Genomic DNA, 18,358 nt, shown 5'->3' on the forward strand with positions numbered 1-18,358 from the left:
TCTTTAGTGTTCTTTACGATAAGACTTATAAACGAAAACCATTCCCACTAACGCTACGCCCATTGCACCGTATAGCAGTGTTTTTGATGCGGAAACCCCAGTGTTTGGCAAGGTTTTTGAAGTAGGTGTTGCACCTTGATCCGATGGACTTGGAGTATCTTCTTTTGTTGTTTCAGAACCACTAGGTTTTTCCGTTTTCGGCTCCTCCACCTTCGGTTCCTCTGTTTTGGGTTCTTCTGTCTTTGGTTCGATTCCCTTAAGTTTTTGATCCAATGCCTTCAATTTATTAAACGCATCATCCGCAATTTGCAGCGTGTGTGCTTGGTAATCAAAATCAGCGGAACGCATCATAAAACGCTTCTCAATATTCAGTTGATCTTCAATTAAAGCATCTTCAAGTTCCTGCCATTGATTCTGAATTTCTTTACGTTTCGCATCATCTTCAAACACTTGATGCGCAATTGAATTCGCATTCCAATACCATGAATTTTCATCAAATGATGTACTCGTAACTTGGTAAGATTTATGCGTATCAGTTATGGTTCCCATATAAGGAATATAAGGCGAAACCAAGGGTGAACCCACAGCAAGCCACATTACCGCACCCGCATCTGTTGGCAGCGATTCTTTAATTTGAAAGATATGTGCTTCCATTGTATTAATATTACCAATTGGATACTTAAGTCTTCCTTTATCGTATTCTCCGATAATATTCCCTTTGTTATCCAATTTAATTTCATCGGAAGGAATAAAGTCTGTACCTTCGAGTCGGTTCCGTTGGAATTTCATCACATCCTTCAACCCAACCTTACCATCCATCGATTGTAGTAATTCAAAGGTATCATCATTATAATTAATGGTGCTGTTTGGGTTGATTGCTTTGATCCCAGACCAAACGCGAGAACGGTTCCCCTCACTCATTTTTATTGGATTGTATGAATTTGCGATATGGAATGATCCATTTTGTTCAACATAGCGACCGGCTGCTATCGCAGTCTCTTTAAGATTTTCGGACTGGATTACCGCTCCCTCATCAAAACCATCAAGCGTTCCAAGGTAAAAAGCATTTGGAAAGACCCCAAACTTATCATCAGGGAATTTAATGGCCGCATATTGGTGACCGGAAAGAATTTCCATATACCACACTTCATCCTTGTCCGCTAAAACAACAATATTTCCTTCGCCAGCACCCTTTTCATCAATTACGTTTGCAATAAGTTCGATCCCTTCACGAGCAGATTGAATGCGTGGTAAAATTAACGTTGTGATGGCCGCCTCTGTTAATCCATCCGATAAATAGGGATCCACAGTTTTATAAGCTGGATCATATTTTGCAGATACCGTAGCCGTCATCACAACCCCTTTTTCATTAATTCCAGCAGCATCATACATACCTTCTTGCGGGGTTACATCAGGAATCGCAGTGTATTTAAAATTATGTTCACTTTGTGGATAGCTAAATCCATTCGATGGGTCTACAAATGGAACCGAATTATCAATCATCCGTTCCCCCACATTTTTAACAACAAAGGTTTTATTATGATTTAATTCAAGGTCTTCAGTACGACCAATAATTACAGAACCATCCTCGGTTAAATTTTTCCCAACAATGATACCGGTACAAGCAAAGGCACTTGTAATGGATAAGCTCATACCCACAAGACTTAATAGACCTGTTAATGCAATTTTTTTTATTTTATTCATAGTTTCCTCCATTTATAAAAAAATGCACACGAAAACATAACGTAGTTTGTTCTTTTATACCTCCCTTTCTATGTCTAAATTCATAGTATCATAATGTTTATTTTTGAAAAGATACGATTGGAAACTGGGCAATCATGTAATATTTTTCATCCATTAAGGTCTGGGCATGACACATCTAAAATAAAAAAACGATATACATGATGTATATCGTTTTCGTTCTTATGACTTCACAAGTACGGGTTCCTCATTTTGTAAGGATTGAGGGGATTCATGATACGTTTTAAGATTTAATTCTTCTAAGTCGTGTGCAACACAGACCGCACTGACCCCATCATCCACAACATTAATTGCCGTGACAAGCATTTCGACAGGACGGTTAATTGCGAGAATAAAACTGTATGCAGCAAGAGCATATTGGTTTGTATATCCCATTCCTGTAAGGATTGTAAAGAGTAGAATGGCTCCCGATCCCGGTGCAGCTGGCGTACTGATGGAACCAATGATGGTTAGAAGAATAATTGAAACTAACTCAACGATTCCAACATGATACCCTGCTACCGATGCAACAAAGAGCGTCGCAATAATTTGCGTGACTGCAGTTCCTGTCATGTTAATGGTGGAAGCGAGAGGCACAATAAAGGAGGCGACCGCTTCATCAACACCAAGCTCATTCATTACGGTCTCTTGTTTCAATGGCAGCGTCGCTGCTGATGATGAGGTAGAGAAGCCAAATACAGCAACTTTATACATCTTCTTAATAAATGGAATGGGTGATAACCCCGTCTTGATTGTAATAAAGAACGGAAACAACACAAACCCTAAAACAAGAAGTGTTAACGATGTTAAGATCATGTAAATGAGAGCTGGTTGTAAGTAATCCGTTCCATATGATTCGAGCGTACGAACAAGCAAACAGAAAATTGCAATCGGACCAAACTTCATAATAACGACATCCAATAATTTCATGGAAAGAAGATAAATTTCATCAATAAGTTTCGGTAAAACTTCCATTTTCTCACCGAGTTGTTGAGCCATAACACCTACAATAAGCGCCAGCACTACAACCGCGATAATATTTGAATTACTGCTGAGTGTTCCTAAGGCGTTATTATTAAACGCATTAAGCAACATCGATAATGGGTTGGTCTGATTCACAACCCCTTCAGTAATCTCAATTGCACCGAGATTCGCAATTTGGAAGACCCCTAATTTATAAGCGGTAAATCCAGTAACACTTGCTAAGACGATTGCGATGGCCAAGAGTTGCATAAAATTACCGAACCCTTTTTTGGCGAGTTTATTTAAAACGCGTGTTTCTTGAATTTGTTGAATTGAACGCACAATTGATGTGAAAATGAGTGGCACTAATACAAGTTGTAATAAGCGCATAAAGATCTGACCAATAATATAGAAAATACCAATTGCTGTTGTATTTGCCGGCTGTAAGATATCCGCAAACAATAAATCATTAATTTGCTTCCATAGTGAAGCATTACCATTTCCAATCAAGGTTTCTCTTAAAAAGATAAAACCAAGACCGACCCCTAAACCTAAAACCAATGTCCAAATAATTCTACGTGTGAAGTTGTTTTTCTTCATATTTCCCTCCTGTATTTGGCTCCAAATAATAAGTTTTCCAAAAAAAAAACTTATTTTGAATCAAATAAGTCCGAAAAGAATATAAATATATACTAAAAAAATATATTTTTACTCCTTATAAACATCTCGTGCTTACTTAAAGGATTCGTATGTAGTGTATCAAAGTTACTCTAAGAATTCAAGACCCATAATACGACAAAATATGATTTTTAAAACAAGGGTCCGAAACGGAAATAAAATAAGGTTTCATGATTGCTTGTGTTTTCTGTGCTTGGGATGAGGCAAGTACAATGGTTGGATGATAAACCCTAAACCCCATCTTTCCCGGTGTATGAGCCGATTTTAAAATTTTAAGCTTATCAAAATCATCGCCACAAATCGCAAAAAAAACCGGATTCGATTCATCTGATACATAGATGAGCAGACCATCTTTTAAATCTGATAGGCAGTATGGAATGTTTTGTAAATCTTGAATATCTTTTTTCCAAAGTGTTACAAAATGACCCTTCTTTTGAGGCGTGCTCCGCCCCTCTCGAAAAACAATTTCAAATTGATGGTTAATCATAACATTCATCCCTGAATAGGCTTCATTATAGGGATCTCGTGACATGATATTTACCGGAATACCTGCTTTAAGCAGTGCTTCAATGCCTTTTGACATATAAACTCCTCTCATTAAAAAGAAGTCCTAAGACTTCTTATTTGTTTATTTCGTATTCAAGAACATCCTTCGCAATGTCCGCTTGTGTTACCGTATGGTCGTCGTTCACAATCATGATTTTCTTACCATCTAAAGCATCTTGACCATATTTTTCTTTAAGGTAATTCAGAGCTTCACGTTCTTTAACTTTATCTTGAATAATGTCTTTTTCGATTATTTTTTTAACGATTACACCAACACCGAGTACGGCTGCTGCACCGAATGCTACTTTAAATAATTTATTCATAATAGTACCTCCTTGTTAGTAATATTATAACACGCCCTCTCACGATTATCATTAATTATCATAAGACGTTCACATCAATTAAATGTTCCGCAATATATTCCGCCACGCCATTCTCATTATTACTTCTCGTAATCGTATCCGCAACGATTTTTAAAGTATGTCGAGCATTTTCCATTGCAACACCAATCCCCGATTGTTTTATCATGGTTAGGTCATTATCACTGTCACCAAAACAAATTATCTCATTAGGTTGTATCCCACGACTTGCGGCATATGCCATTATTGCATCGCCTTTATTAATGCGCTTAGGCATTATTTCCGCCCACCCAGGCGCAACCATTAACAGATCAAAATCCGACTCCATTTCAAAAGCAATACGTTCCTTTACCAATTCCGTATAGTCTGCATTTTGAATATAGACGATTTTCAGAATTGAATCTCCCTTTTCAAAACGGTCGTGAATATCGTCTAAATGATTTATTTTAGAAACTCTTGTGCCATCACTAAAAAATCTCAAGCGATCTTCATCTTCACCAAAAACAAAATCTTCTTCCGATTTGGAATCCATTTGAAAATATATAATGTCATCAAAGCAATAGAGAATGCCCATAAAATACTTCGTACCCAGTGCCTCCATGCGCTCACATGCTTCATAACTCATTGGAGGTTCAATTGCCTTATAATTTCGAATAGGATGCTCTACACGCATCCCATTGAGTGACACAATGGGAATTTCATTTGGATCAAGACCCAAGGCTTCCGCAATCGCTGCAGCACTTTCATAATTTCGCCCCGTCGCAAGCATGAACTCATATCCTTGATTGCGCGCTGCATGAATCACCTCCCGTGTACGGTCCGTAATGACATGTTCAGAATTCAATAAAGTACCATCAATATCACTTGCTATTAACTTAATCATAAAAAGCTCCTTTATCTATTTATTTTCAAGATTTTTCATTATTTCCACTAATTTGTTAAACATCGCGTCCTCATAAGGGCTGTGTCCACTTGTCTCCACCAAATGAAATTGCACCTGATCCAGTTTTTGTGCTAACGCATAAGCACCACTGGGGCGACAATCCACATCATACCGTCCATGCACAATTTCAGTTGGAATCGATTGAATACATTCAATATGATTGAGAATGTATTGATCATCATCCCAAAACATGTTATTCGCAAAGAAATGACACTCAAGCGTCGCAAGACTGATGTCACCATCAGAGATTTCTAAATGCTGTGCCTTAGGTACCAAATGTACTAACGAGCTTTCCCATGTTGACCACGCTTTTGCACACAGTCGTTTTTGCTCATCATCGCCTTTGGTGAAAACATGATAGTAAGCACTGATTAAATCATGACGCTTATCAGGAGCAATGACAGCTTTAAATGCTTCATGTTCTTCTGGATAAAAATACGATGCCCCTTCTTGATAGAGCCAATCAATATCCGATTTTCTTCCCAAAAAGATACCTCGCAATACCAATTGCGAAACACGATTTGGATGTTTAATCGCATATAACAGTGCTAATGTTGATCCATAACTACCACCAAATACAATCCAAGACTCAAGACCATAATGTCGACGAATCATTTCAAGATCTTCAACACCTGTAAAGGGCGTATTATCTACCAAGGTCGCAAAGGGTTTTGACTGACCGCAACCGCGTTGATCAAAAGCAATCACAAACCATTTCGTTAAATCAAAAAAACTAAATGATTTCTCAGAGATCGACCCACCCGGTCCACCGTGTAAAAAAACAACCGCAGGATTCTCGCGATTTCCACGCGTATAAACCGCTAATGTTTGACCATCATGCGTTCTTAATTGTTCTGTTATTTCCATCTTTAACCTCTTTTTCTTTTTATTATTATATCATGAATTTAAATGTGTCTAGAAAACTTGAAATAATATATCGTAATCGCTATTATAAGTATGTTATGTAATTGAAAAGAGGTCAAACTATGAACGAATTACAACGCGAAGATTATAATATTTTAGTTTGGGTTAAAGCATTTTGTGAACGAGAGAAGATTAATTATTTCCTTTATGCAGGGACATTACTGGGTGCGATTCGTCATCAAGGTTTTATTCCCTGGGATGATGATGTTGATATCGCAATGGAGCGCGAAGATTTCGAACGGTTTGATACACTCATGGCCAAAGAACTTGACCATAATTCACCTTACCGATACCAATCACGCATTAAGGATAAATACCTTGCGATTGAGTATTCCAAAGTACGCTCCGATGTTTTAAAAATCAAAGAAACTGTTTCAAAAACTCAAAAAGGATATGAAGGTGCATGGGTTGATATTTTCCCAATGGATCGCGTTCCAGACGACGAGACGCTACGTCGTGAACAATTTGAGCAGGTCAATAAGTATACGCGTCTTCTACGCATTTTCTTATTAGTTCAAGAAACGGAGAATGATAAAGGCGTTAAACTTATCGTAAAGAAAACAATGCAATTCCTTAATGAAAAATTATACAAGATTAATGTTTTTATTCCAATTTTGATGAAAAAACGCTATAAAGCCATGACCAAATACAAGGACGTCGATACGACATATATTGGAGACTTAAGTTATTTATACTTTGAAAATTACGACCAATTTAATGCAACGTTAATTGATCGTAAATATATTGAAAACCCAGTCGAGGTTCTCTTCGAAGATGAGATGTTTAAGGTGCCAACCTATTCCGATGCAGTGTTAACACGTGCATTTGGCGACTATATGACACTCCCCAAAGAAGAAGACCGAAAGATACACCGTATTGAAACCTTAGAATCATAAAAAAAGTGTATGTTCCCATATCTGGAACATACACTTTTTTATTTAATCTGCAAAGTTATCAAAATACCCTTGAACAAACACAATAGGCGTTCCTTTATCGCCAGAACCACTTGTTAAGTCACAAAGTGAACCAATAAGGTCCACCAAACGACGCGGTGTCGTTCCTTGTGCAGCCATATTGCCAACTAGATTATCATCTTTATCTTTAATATGAGCTTCAATTGCTTTCTTAAGCGCTTCACCTTCTAAATCTTTAAAATCATTATCGGCAAGATACTTAAGTTTCAATTCATTCGGTGTACCTTCAAGACCTTTTGTGTAAGCTGGAGAAACTGTAGGATCTGCAAGTTCCCAAATCTTTCCAATTGGATCCTTAAACGCACCATCTCCATAAACCATAACTTCCACATGCTTTGAAGTTGCTTCAAGCATACGTTTTTGAATATCTTCAACTAAATCTGTGCATTCTCTTGGGAAAAGTTTTACAGAATCTTCAGTAGATTTATTTGAGCCAAGGAGACCATAGCGTTCATTATAACCACTACCATCAACACTTTCATTTAAAATATCGTCGAGACCACAAACAATTTTTGCTCCATTATCGCGTAAAATTCGTTTCGTACGTGGATTGGTATGAATATCACACGCTAAAACTTTATCTGTATAATCTAAGATTGTGCGTGGGTTGTTTGAGAAAATAATTTCAACTTCCGCACCTGCTTCTTCAATAATACTTGCGTAATAAGCAACGTAATCAATTCCAGTGAAAGGGTGTTTGTTCTCACCAAACAAACCACGATATTGCTCAAGATTTAGAACATCACTATATGGGTTAATACCTGATGCATCAAGCTGATCAAGACTCACAAGTTCATTACCTACTTCATCTGAAGGGTAACTTAACATGAGCACTACCTTATCAACACCTTTAGCGATTCCACGTAAACAAATTGAAAAACGGTTCCGTGAAAGGATTGGGAAAATCACACCCACAGTTCCACCTTCCATTTTCTTATTTACATCTTTTGCAATGGCATCAACAGAAACATAATTTCCTTGAGCACGAGCAACAATGGACTCCGTTAATGCGATAATATCACGATCACGCACATCAAAATTTTCACTCTTTCCAGCTTCCAAAATGCTTTCTGTAACGATTTGAGCTAAATCATCACCTTCGCGAATGATCGGACAACGAACACCTCTTGAAACAGTACCAATTTTTCTTTCCATATATAACATCCTTTTTCTTTATAAAACACCGAAAGCCTCGTATAGAGGCAATCCATTAATGATTGTAACACATTTAAGCATAAATTTAAATAAAAAATATAAAACAGTATCACTTTAGGATACGTTTATGCTATGATATCACTAAAACAATTTTAGAGGTTAACCAATGAAGTCAATTCGTTATTATATTTATTATATGAAAGTCAAAAATAAGAAAGCAAAAGATCGAGAGATGCAATTTGAGCTCGATGCCTTTAAACAATTATCACAAATTCCAAAGTCGTATACGTATCATGGCACATATATTCCGATCCATCGAAATAATGGCATTACAGAAATTGATCTCATTGTCGTAAATTGTCACGGTATCTTTTGTTTTGAGGTTAAATACACAAAGCACCCGTTCATAGGATCACAAGATGCTCAGTTTTGGTATAAAAAAGGTACTCATCAACGTATACGTAATCCTTTTATCCAAAATCGCTATCACGTCGAAGCACTGGCCACCTATTTAGGTATGGATGCTGCCTTGATTAAAAATTGTGTTCTTGTTAATCAAATCGATCAGCCTTTACCCGATCTATTCACCCTTAAATCTGCGATGACTCAAACACGTTCGACCTCAAATCGTCTGTCTCAATCCGAGATTCGAAGCATTAATCGATTATTACTCAAACGACAGCGGTGGATGCTCTTTAAAAAATGGAAACATCGTCGTTATCGTAAAAAAATGATATTGCGTTGTATTAATGGTTAGGGTACCTACAGCCATTCGACCACTTTTTTTAAGATAATACCATTGATTCTTATAGTGTTTCCAACCGGTTTTCATGGATCCTGATGATTCTAAATAATACCAATCTCTACGAACCTTTTTCCATCCTGTTGCCATGGCCCCTGACGATTCGAAATAATACCATTTTTGATTGATTTGCTTCCAGCCTGTCACCATGGATCCCGATGGTTCCAAATAGTACCATTTCTGATTGATTCGCTTCCAACCCGTAGCCATCATTCCGGATGGTTCAAGATAATACCATTTATTCTTATCTTTTTTCCAACCAGTCGCCATAGCGCCTGATTTTTCAAAAAAATACCACTTATTTTCAATTTTACGCCAACCACGAATCATGGTAGCATTCTCATGAAAATAGTATTTAGAACCCGAAATTGTTTTCCATTGTACTTTTACTAACTTAAGATTCTCGTCGCGATAGGACGATCGACCTTCTAAGCCTTGCCAACCCGAGTAGAGTAACGGTTCCTTTAGTTTAACCTTGGGCTTTATTTTCTTCTTATCTCCCTGATTTATAGCAGGATTTTTCTTTTGACCCTTTAATTCGAGCGTTTCAATTTCTTTAAGAATCTGAGCCAACTCAATAGAGTCACTGCGTTCTTGTGCATTTTGAAGTTTTTGCCTTAAAATCGCTTTATCTTTTTCCGAGATTTTATGACTTTGAGTTATTTTGAAACTAACATGTTCCACGCTTGTGATAAATAAACGATGCTCCTCATTTAATTGACTTGCTTGTTTACGAACCTTATCAAGTTGATGCTCATCTTTACTCGACTCAATCGCCCCCACCAGCTTTTCAAAATCTTCAACGGTCAGAAATTGAAATGTTTCGTGCAACGTTTGTTTTAACTCATTTTTTTTATTTTGAAGATTAACACGCTTTTCCTCGTCTGTGATCATCTTTTTAATTGCTTCAATTTTGCGACGTTTCGTTTCTCCTTCAAGTGCTTTTATTTGACTGAGGTAATCGTTGCGTCTTGAATTTGTAAGCATCGCCTTACCTTCAAGATATCTTTGAAATTCGATATCATCCGGATTACTTGATTCATCCAACACAGGATTTTTTTGCTCATCCTTATCTTTTTGATCCATGCGTTTCCATGGCTTGCCACCTTTTTTTATATGTTCTAATTCAATCTTCTCAAAAAAGGGAATCACTTGTCCCTCCAAGTCTTTTGAATTCATCCAAATGCTCGCGAGCTGCTCCGCATAGTAACTGCGACTATTTTGATCGAGACGATCAAAGGACTGAATCGCTTTAAGATACGACGCTATTAGATTGCCATTTCGCTCTATTTTTTCTTCTAAAGCTTGAATTTCCGCTCTTAACTGATTGAGCTGCATGTCATCGATGGTTTCTTTTGAGCGATCAATAAAGTGTCTTATTTGATAACCGGATAAAAATCTATTTTGGCTCAATTCACGTTCAAACCGTTCAAGATTGCGTAATCGTTTTTTCTGTGCAACACTTTTTTCAACGATTGATTTAATTTGATTTATTTTTTCTTGTCGTTGATGAATTGGTGTTCGTTCAATCATACGAATATACTTTTCGATATGATCAACATGACGTCAAATATCTACTTGATCATCATCCATATCTTCAAGTGAAACCAAATAAGCTTTTAAAGCAACCAAATCACGGGCACGCGGCACGCTTTCATCAGCGTAAATCGACGCATCAAATCCTATAACACTTGCAGTACACAATACAGTACATGCCAATGATAACAGTCTTATTTTCATGTACAAAATCTCCTTAAACTGTAGAATGCCCTTAGGATAATTGAGAACGTTTCAAATGTAAAGACTAAAAATTAAATACGCCAAAGGGTAGTTAAAGTGAATTTAAAATGAGACAAAGAAATCAAAAGCAAGATAGTCACAACACGTAAAATTTATACGACATCTAAAAATCATCAATGAAGGCTTTAGGGTCCCCTATCCGCAATCCATAACGATTTCGAAGATCATGTCATAAGAGCATGATACATCATGTAGGAACGCAAGCCGATTTGGTATAATAAAAAGGTAAGAAGGAGGCATAATATGAAACTAAATATTGATTGTGTAAGAGATATTCTACTCCATCTCGATCACCCCGAACCAACCATCACCTTTGAAGCACTGTCACTGGGTGATTTGCAAAATGTTTATCAACAGCATCAGTGTCTTGATCATCTCCGTAAAATGCATCATGCACATATTGTAACCTTGTCACAATCGGATTCGGAGAATCCTTCAATTCAATTAACTCCAAACGGACGGAATCTTATCGATGCTGTTAAAGATGATCGCCTTTATCAGGAATTCAAAAAAGAAATCAATGAAAAGTATCCAATCTATACAGTCGAAATTTTTGCTTATGGACTGTTTGCATACCGTTCTACACGATATGGACTCTAAGAATGCACTGTCGTTGCATTCTTTTTTTTGTCTTTAAAGGAATAATACATTTGAATTAGGACGAAAGAAATTACTGCCGGAACTACCCAAGCCAAACCCTGTCCATTTAGCGGGACTCCTTTCAAAAGCGATCCATTCGTAAACACATACACATCAATGATTGAAACCATCGACATTAAGGTCGTGACACCAATTGTTGCTTTATATACTGAATGCTTGAGATCCGCAAACAATTCAAGAAAGTTCAATACAATAAGAACCATGGCAATTGGATAGATTGCTTCCAATAAAGGAACTGATATCTTTAAAATCTTACTTAACCCTAAATTTGAGGTAATAAAACTCCATATTGAAATCGCAATAACCCAATTTTTATATGAATACCTTGTTTTCGATGAAAAATACTGGCTGCACGACGTAATTAACCCCACCGAAGTTGTAAGACATGCTAAGGTAAAAATGATTGCTAATAAAAGAACCCCAACTGGTCCAAAAATATGCGTGATGATATGCGCAAGGGTTTGTGCGCCGTGTTCTGAATAACCGTATGCATGACCACTAAGCGCACCTAAATAGGCAAGAGATCCGTAAACAATCATCAACAAGACCCCTGCAAATAAACCGGATCGAACGGTATTTTTTACGACATCTGATTCTTCCGTTATTCCAAGACTTTGAATGATTTGCGCAATGACAAGTCCAAAGTTTAAAGCAGCAATGGTGTCCATCGTAAGATAACCATCAAGAAAGCCTTGAACAAGAGGTGTGGTTTGATAGTTTCCAATTGGTGTCGTAAAACCATCAAACGGTTTTATAAAACTTCCTACAAACACAATAACCATAAGCACAAGTAAAAGGGGTGTTAGGACTTTCCCCATTCGATCTACCAATTTCGTCGGATTTTTAGAAATAAAATACGCAATCGTAAAAAAAACAAATGTAAATAAAAATAAACCAATTTGCTGATATCTTGCCAAAGAACCCAAGAAGGGTGCTACCTCCATTTCAAAAGGCAGACTTCCCGCTCTTGGAATTCCTAAAAGCGGTCCAATAGAAAGATAAATTAAAAACGTAAAAACCAATGCAAATTTAGGGTGAACTTTTGATGCAAGAGGAAAGAGGCCTCGATGCTTTGATATGGCAATCACCGCAAAGATGGGAAAACAAACCGCAGTAATATAAAATCCTGCTAAAGACAACATTGTGTGGGATCCGGAAGATTCTCCGAGAAACGGTGGAAAGATTAAGTTTCCGCACCAAAAAACAATGAAAACAGTGTTAATGAAACAAATAATGTATTTTTTCGAGATAATTTCTGCATATACTTCTCCTTAATTCATAAAATAATCGACAAAAAAAACTCATCCACAAGGGACGAGGTTATCGCGTTACCACCCAAATTCCATACAAAGTATGGCTCTCAACGTACATAATAATACGCGTTTCGGGTAACGGGGAACAGCCGGTATCACTTACTTATTTCAGCAATACATCTAAGTGATGATTTTCAGATACTCTTGAATCATTGACTCTCAGCTAATGTCAACTCTCTGTGCACGCAACAAGTATAGTACTCCTTCACTATCGTAGATTTATTTTCATAATAATAATCAATCTACGGTGGCTTGTCAATACATAATCTCTCAAAAATATTTATTGATGTTTACGACGAGAATCCAAGAACATCAAGAATCCCATTACAATCATCACAAATACAAACCCTGGAAGATCAGACGCACGACCTGTTGAAGGTAAATGACTTTCATCGTTTACACCATTGTCATCTGAATTTGATGTTTCATCGCCTGCACTTTCATTTGTGCCAGGCTTTTCATTCGGCGTTTCTCCAGGTTTTTCTTCCGGTTTTTCAGGTGTGATACCACCATTACTATTTTGATCTTCTTTTATCAATTCTATGGTTTGAGTACGTGTTTGACCATTTTGGGGATTTAGATCAAATGACAGTGTTTTTATATTTGATGCCGAGCGCATCAACATGTTTTGATCATTTAATGAAATTCCAACGTCAATCGTATCAACAGATTGCGATGGATCACTAACACTTACAGTTAGCTTTCCATTTTCATAACGGAAAAGATAAGAACCAGGTTGAAGGTTTAATGAACGAATTGGTAAGCCTTCAATATCAAGATTTAGGTGATCTTCCTTAAAGACATTCACCGCAATAATCTGTTGTTGTTCATCATATGCTGCGTGCATTGACGCATCATTTCTTAAAATATGAATTGGATTTTCTTGACTCAATGATGCTGTTTCAGCTTGTTGTACTGCGGTAAGATCATGACAGCGTAGGATGCATTATCTGCATGAGCTGAATGATTTTGTCGAATGGATACGAAATCATTTTCATACTCTTTATCATTACCAAACAAGGTATTAATCGATTGGTAGGTTCCTTTACGCGTTTCATATTCAAATGTAATAGGTGCCTCTTCTAAGAATACATAGCCAACAGCATCATGATAATGACTGGATTCATAATGAGCCCACATATTTGGTGTGACGGTCATTTCATGTTGTGAATCGGTCAAGACTTTACCATTAATTGAGAATTGATCTCCAAGACGTGTATCGATGATGCGATTTTCAAAAATCGTTTCAATCGTGTCTGGTGAAGTTCCATGAATGTTACTTCCCATTAAAATTACTTTATCGTCTAAGAAAAGATAGGATTTCTGTGCAGTAAGATCTTGTTGATTGAAGTTAGATTTATCGAGCTTCATTACTGCAGCACCATTAGCACCTTGTTCAACCCCACCAACAAAACTTTGGGGTGATAGCAATCGTTCTCCACTGCTTAAGGCGAGTTCACGCGTATCCAATGTTACACCTGGTAAACGATATGGATTCACAGTTGGCCAATAACTGACTCCGAACTGGCGATCATCATGGGTATAGAGGTAATACATACCATCTCCGGTATACCACCCTTGCCCATTTTCACCACTGAAGGACTCAAAATTAGCAATACGATTGGAGTACATACTCAATCCGAGTGTATAACGATCATGATGTACGGCAACACGATCCATCGCAGAGAAAATTGACACTTTCTTTTCAAGTTCAACAGGATCACGATCTGCACTTAATGCTTTTGTGATCTGTTCTGCATGTTTCATATCACGCACATGATCGAGTGGATTAATGGCTTCTTCGATTTTCGGATACCAAAGCGCTGTGACACTTTCCACCTTATCTCTAAATAAGTCAGGGGCAATCTCACTGACAAACAGAAGGTTACCGAGCATGCTGAAGCCACCACCATATGCACTGGAGGACTTCATAAGTTCAGGAGCACGCGACATTCCGCGTCCTTGAACCATTGCCATAAGTTGTCCTTCATGGAGCATACTGATAAATCCACGTTCTAATACAGGGAATAACGTTTGGTATGTTGATTCATCCAAATGCCATGGACTTGGTTGTAATAGCGTTACAAGGCTTGATACCCCTTCTAAATAAACGGAACCGTATCCGCCTGTATAGGGAATTGTTTTATGTTGAACCATTGATCCATCTTCATAGATACCATCTTCCGATGTCGCAAGTTCAAATAAAGGAACTAAATCGTTTTGAAGTCGCTCTAGCTTGGAAACATCTTCACTTAATAAAGCGGTTCCTAACAAACTCATTGCTAAATCCGTACGGTTTGCTCCAGTCCCAATATCGCCCTTTTTACTCATCTGGTCAACTGCATTCGGTACATAGCTTGCCACAACCGCTTCTAACGCCTCAAGGCGTTGATGAGGAAGATAGTCTGCAAGTAAGATCAAACTATCGGTAATTGCTTTGGCACTACCAATTTGATAATCCCACCAATTTCCTTCAAAGACCGATTGATTTCCGTTATAATTAAAGACTTTATAAAGGTGTTCCATACCCGAAACAATTTCTTCATAAACATCTCGTTGTTGATAAAGAGCCGATTCTGGCATTTGATATGCAAGTACGACTGCTTTAAGATTACGGAATTGTTTTGTCATATTCGAAGATTTTGTAGCACTGGTGTTCTCCCAAAGATCTTCACGATAATCATTTGTTTTTTTCATACTACGATAGAGTGATTCGCCTTCACGAATAACTTTATCTTTAAATGAATCTTTAAGAGAACTTGAGATACTGCTATCACCAATATAGCGCGCTTGCCACTGATGAATCATCGATTGCATCGCTTCATTTTTTTCAGTCGCTATAACTTCTACATGAATCGTTTTTAAAAGTCTTGTTCCTGAGAAAATTTGAATCTCGGTTACCCCTTGTTTTTGCGGTAACAGTAATCCTTCTTCCGTTACATTCACGATTTTTTGATCTTTAGAAATAAATGTCAAATCACGATAGTTAGCATGACGGGGTGTTAATTCAAACTCAATGAAATACCGTTGATTTTCATCAATTTTAAGATTGTCTGATGCAACTGAAAGAGACTGAATCGGTAATGAGGTCGAATTCAAAACCGTCACGGTTACTTCATCATAAACACTTGGATCAAATGCAGATCGAACTTGAACTTTTGCGATTCCCGGTTTTAAACCAACAATCGATCCTTGATCAACAGTTACAACGGACGGATCACTGGATGACCACTCTAAAGTTTTTTGATTGATTGTCTTAGGCTCTGTGGAAACCGGTAAGAATATTTTTTGATTTAATGCCATTTCAAGAGCATTCGTATCCAATTGAATGGATGTTGCTCCAATTGGCTTTTCATAAAGCATTAAGTCATCAAGGAAGTAAGATCCTTTCGTATTATGCATCCGGAACACCGGTAAAATCTGTGTCGTTTTATCATCAGTTGTGAATTCCACTTTAAAACGAACCCATTGATCGGAAGCATTAATGGTATCCGCATGGACTACACCTGATAATTTGTTGGCAGCATAACCATCAACTTGTAAATTAATACGAGCTTGAGCTGCATTCAACGTTTCAAGGTTTTCAGATTTAAACCATCCCTCATACACATACGTTGTCTCAGGTTTCACATCATAACGTTTTTGCGGTTTAAAGAAACTTAAAGCACTTTGATCATTACGCTCAAGATTGATCTTCACAGCATACGATCCATCTTTAACATCCGATTTAACCATTTCCGCACTGTAGTACGATGCATCGAGGTTTGAAGATTTATAGCGTTCAAAAACCCATGATTCAGGTTTTAAATCTTGATCCCACAAACCAACATCCTGATGCCAATTGATTTGACTTGTGTTGCCTTTATTTGGAGCCTTAACGAGTTTTTCAAAACTACCATTTTCTAAAATATTTACGGCAAATAAGTTTGTATCTTTCGGTGCACGTACACTTACATGAATCGTTTTACTCAAACCACTTTTAGAGTCGAATACTGTAATCACACTGTTTCCCTCTGAAACTGCAGTCACAATCCCTTGAGCATCAACGGTTGCGATACCGAGATCACTGGATGACCACTCCAAACGATCTACAGGATAATCACTGGGTTCCACAATCGGTTTAATGCTGGCTTGATCTTGAGGTGCTAAAGTCATTGCATCCTGCACCACATCAAGACTTGTAAGCTTAATATCCGAAGCAATTTCTTTTTCCTGCAATGAAATATTTTTAATTGAATACGATCCTTTTATAAATGAAAATTTAAATACGGGTAAAAAGTCTGTTGCGGATTCAATTTTAAATTCATGCTCGAAGTCAGTCCACGTGGACGCTTCAGGAAGTTCAAATTCTATTGAAGGTTTGATGATCGTATTTTGATTGTATTGATCAATGGTTAAATTGACGGAAGTGGGTTTTCCGTTTGCAACGATACTAAAATCAGTTTTATACGATCCTTTCACAATATAGGTTGTATTCGGTTTTGCCTTGATTTTTTTCTCGGGTTTGAAAAAAGACATTGGGGTTTGGTATTGACTGTTTGAAGAAACAGTCACCACACCTTGATTTAAATCTGCCTTATATTGAGAACGATCAAGGGATGAACCACTATAACGTTCAAACATCCACCCAAGTGGCTTTAGATCATTGGTCCAAAAGCCAATGTCTTTATTGTTTGTTTTATTACTTTCATCTATGGGCACAACATTTTCGGTCAATAAAAAATCAGAATTGACAAAATACTCATCTGCTGAAGCGGGTTGCCCAACATCCAACGCTTCGATACGTTGTTGAGTTGGGAACAACGTAATCGTAAGAAGCAGCGTGAGTAAAAACATAACGGTTTTTCTCATAAATGTAACCTCTTTCTTTTCAAGGTGATTATAAGGTAAACCGGTTATTTTGTCAATTACTTTTAACATTAATCATTAAAAAACAGATTCTTATCGAATCTGTTCGTTTATTTTATTTTTAGGTATGTTCGAAATCCACGTGCTGCATAATAGGAATCTGCACCATTATGATAAATAAAGACTGTCCCATAACGATAATCTCCAAATATTGCGCCTCCACGATCACGAATGTTTTTTGGGGTCTTAAGCCATGATGATGTTTTCTTATCGACCACATCATAGGTTTGTAGAAATTGGTACAAGTCCTCATCCAACAATGCAACCCCTGCTTCATGCGCAATTTGAACTGCACTACCGCTTGGTTTGTTCTTTTTACGTTGTTCTAATGCTAAAGCATCATAACACAAGCTACGACGCCCAGAAGGACTCTCTGGGGCACTATCCATATAGAGCCATGAATGCTCTTCTACAACGAATAAATCTGGTTCTCCCTTCGTTTCTTCCATCCACATTAATGAATCCACAAATTGCGAATTGGATGAGATCACATCCAAAACATCATCCCAAACAATTGTTGGATGACGGTGTTCATTCATTTCAAAACGTTCTTGTAACGTTACAAACAATTCTTGTTGGTTCATGCCATACTC

At 37.4% G+C, this 18,358-nt stretch carries 16 protein-coding genes and 1 other annotated feature; of the genes, 3 read left to right on the plus strand and 13 right to left on the minus strand.

What is annotated here, in order from left to right:
- Positions 1 to 3: 3 nt before the first annotated feature.
- The 6 genes from EEI45_RS06245 to pip all read right to left on the minus strand — a co-directional run bounded on the left by EEI45_RS06245 (position 4) and on the right by pip (position 6,096).
- A complete protein-coding gene (locus EEI45_RS06245) occupies positions 4 to 1,704 on the minus strand; it encodes a C69 family dipeptidase (protein WP_125164565.1) in 1,701 nt (566 codons plus the stop codon).
- A gap of 219 nt (positions 1,705 to 1,923) precedes the next feature.
- The gene (locus EEI45_RS06250; protein WP_125164566.1) at positions 1,924 to 3,303 is read right to left on the minus strand and encodes a dicarboxylate/amino acid:cation symporter; all 1,380 of its coding nucleotides are present in this window, start codon (positions 3,301 to 3,303) and stop codon (positions 1,924 to 1,926) included.
- A gap of 178 nt (positions 3,304 to 3,481) precedes the next feature.
- The gene (locus EEI45_RS06255) at positions 3,482 to 3,964 is read right to left on the minus strand and encodes a MepB family protein (protein WP_125164567.1); all 483 of its coding nucleotides are present in this window, start codon (positions 3,962 to 3,964) and stop codon (positions 3,482 to 3,484) included.
- A 37-nt stretch (positions 3,965 to 4,001) separates the two neighbouring features.
- Positions 4,002 to 4,250, minus strand: coding sequence for a hypothetical protein (locus EEI45_RS06260; protein ID WP_125164568.1), 249 nt, complete (start codon positions 4,248 to 4,250; stop codon positions 4,002 to 4,004).
- Between the two features lie 58 nt (positions 4,251 to 4,308).
- A complete protein-coding gene (locus EEI45_RS06265) occupies positions 4,309 to 5,169 on the minus strand; it encodes a Cof-type HAD-IIB family hydrolase (RefSeq protein ID WP_125164569.1) in 861 nt (286 codons plus the stop codon).
- Positions 5,170 to 5,184: 15 nt separating this feature from the next.
- On the minus strand, positions 5,185 to 6,096 hold the full coding sequence (pip, locus tag EEI45_RS06270) for a prolyl aminopeptidase (RefSeq protein ID WP_125164570.1): 912 nt from the start codon (positions 6,094 to 6,096) through the stop codon (positions 5,185 to 5,187).
- A 119-nt stretch (positions 6,097 to 6,215) separates the two neighbouring features.
- Here pip and EEI45_RS06275 point away from each other — a divergent pair, with 119 nt between their 5' ends.
- The gene (locus tag EEI45_RS06275; RefSeq protein WP_125164571.1) at positions 6,216 to 7,049 is read left to right on the plus strand and encodes a LicD family protein; all 834 of its coding nucleotides are present in this window, start codon (positions 6,216 to 6,218) and stop codon (positions 7,047 to 7,049) included.
- Between the two features lie 42 nt (positions 7,050 to 7,091).
- Here EEI45_RS06275 and EEI45_RS06280 read toward each other — a convergent pair whose 3' ends face one another.
- Positions 7,092 to 8,282 carry a coenzyme F420-0:L-glutamate ligase gene (locus EEI45_RS06280; protein ID WP_125164572.1) on the minus strand — a complete coding sequence of 397 codons (1,191 nt, stop codon included), beginning with the start codon at positions 8,280 to 8,282 and terminating at the stop codon, positions 7,092 to 7,094.
- Between the two features lie 166 nt (positions 8,283 to 8,448).
- Here EEI45_RS06280 and EEI45_RS06285 point away from each other — a divergent pair, with 166 nt between their 5' ends.
- Positions 8,449 to 9,039 carry a nuclease-related domain-containing protein gene (locus EEI45_RS06285; protein ID WP_125164573.1) on the plus strand — a complete coding sequence of 197 codons (591 nt, stop codon included), beginning with the start codon at positions 8,449 to 8,451 and terminating at the stop codon, positions 9,037 to 9,039.
- Here EEI45_RS06285 and EEI45_RS10030 read toward each other — a convergent pair.
- Positions 8,950 to 10,617: a choline-binding protein gene (locus tag EEI45_RS10030; RefSeq protein WP_125164574.1), complete on the minus strand. Its 1,668-nt coding sequence runs from the start codon at positions 10,615 to 10,617 to the stop codon at positions 8,950 to 8,952. The genes EEI45_RS06285 and EEI45_RS10030 overlap by 90 nt on opposite strands.
- 33 nt (positions 10,618 to 10,650) lie before the next feature.
- The gene (locus EEI45_RS08580) at positions 10,651 to 10,824 is read right to left on the minus strand and encodes a hypothetical protein (RefSeq protein WP_164503759.1); all 174 of its coding nucleotides are present in this window, start codon (positions 10,822 to 10,824) and stop codon (positions 10,651 to 10,653) included.
- Between the two features lie 303 nt (positions 10,825 to 11,127).
- Here EEI45_RS08580 and EEI45_RS06295 point away from each other — a divergent pair, with 303 nt between their 5' ends.
- On the plus strand, positions 11,128 to 11,484 hold the full coding sequence (locus EEI45_RS06295) for a DUF2513 domain-containing protein (RefSeq protein WP_125164575.1): 357 nt from the start codon (positions 11,128 to 11,130) through the stop codon (positions 11,482 to 11,484).
- Here the strand turns inward: EEI45_RS06295 and brnQ are convergent.
- The 4 genes from brnQ to EEI45_RS06310 all read right to left on the minus strand — a co-directional run bounded on the left by brnQ (position 11,481) and on the right by EEI45_RS06310 (position 18,349).
- Positions 11,481 to 12,797 (minus strand): branched-chain amino acid transport system II carrier protein, encoded by a 1,317-nt coding sequence (gene brnQ / locus EEI45_RS06300; protein ID WP_323368227.1) that lies wholly within the window; start codon positions 12,795 to 12,797, stop codon positions 11,481 to 11,483. The two genes, EEI45_RS06295 and brnQ, sit on opposite strands and share 4 nt — an antisense overlap.
- 54 nt (positions 12,798 to 12,851) lie before the next feature.
- Positions 12,852 to 13,081: a binding site (T-box leader), on the minus strand.
- Positions 13,082 to 13,137: 56 nt separating this feature from the next.
- Complete coding sequence (locus EEI45_RS09440; RefSeq protein WP_228410270.1) at positions 13,138 to 13,749, minus strand: polysaccharide lyase beta-sandwich domain-containing protein; 612 nt, start codon at positions 13,747 to 13,749, stop codon at positions 13,138 to 13,140.
- Positions 13,746 to 17,777, minus strand: a complete 4,032-nt coding sequence (locus EEI45_RS06305) for a polysaccharide lyase family 8 super-sandwich domain-containing protein (RefSeq protein ID WP_323368219.1) — start codon at positions 17,775 to 17,777, stop codon at positions 13,746 to 13,748. Before EEI45_RS06305 ends, EEI45_RS09440 begins: the two co-directional genes overlap by 4 nt.
- A gap of 38 nt (positions 17,778 to 17,815) precedes the next feature.
- Positions 17,816 to 18,349 (minus strand): DUF4256 domain-containing protein, encoded by a 534-nt coding sequence (locus tag EEI45_RS06310; protein ID WP_125164576.1) that lies wholly within the window; start codon positions 18,347 to 18,349, stop codon positions 17,816 to 17,818.
- Between the last annotated feature and the right edge of the window lie 9 nt (positions 18,350 to 18,358).

Source organism: Erysipelothrix piscisicarius (assembly GCF_003931795.1).
GTDB classification, from domain to species: domain Bacteria; phylum Bacillota_I; class Bacilli_A; order Erysipelotrichales; family Erysipelotrichaceae; genus Erysipelothrix; species Erysipelothrix piscisicarius.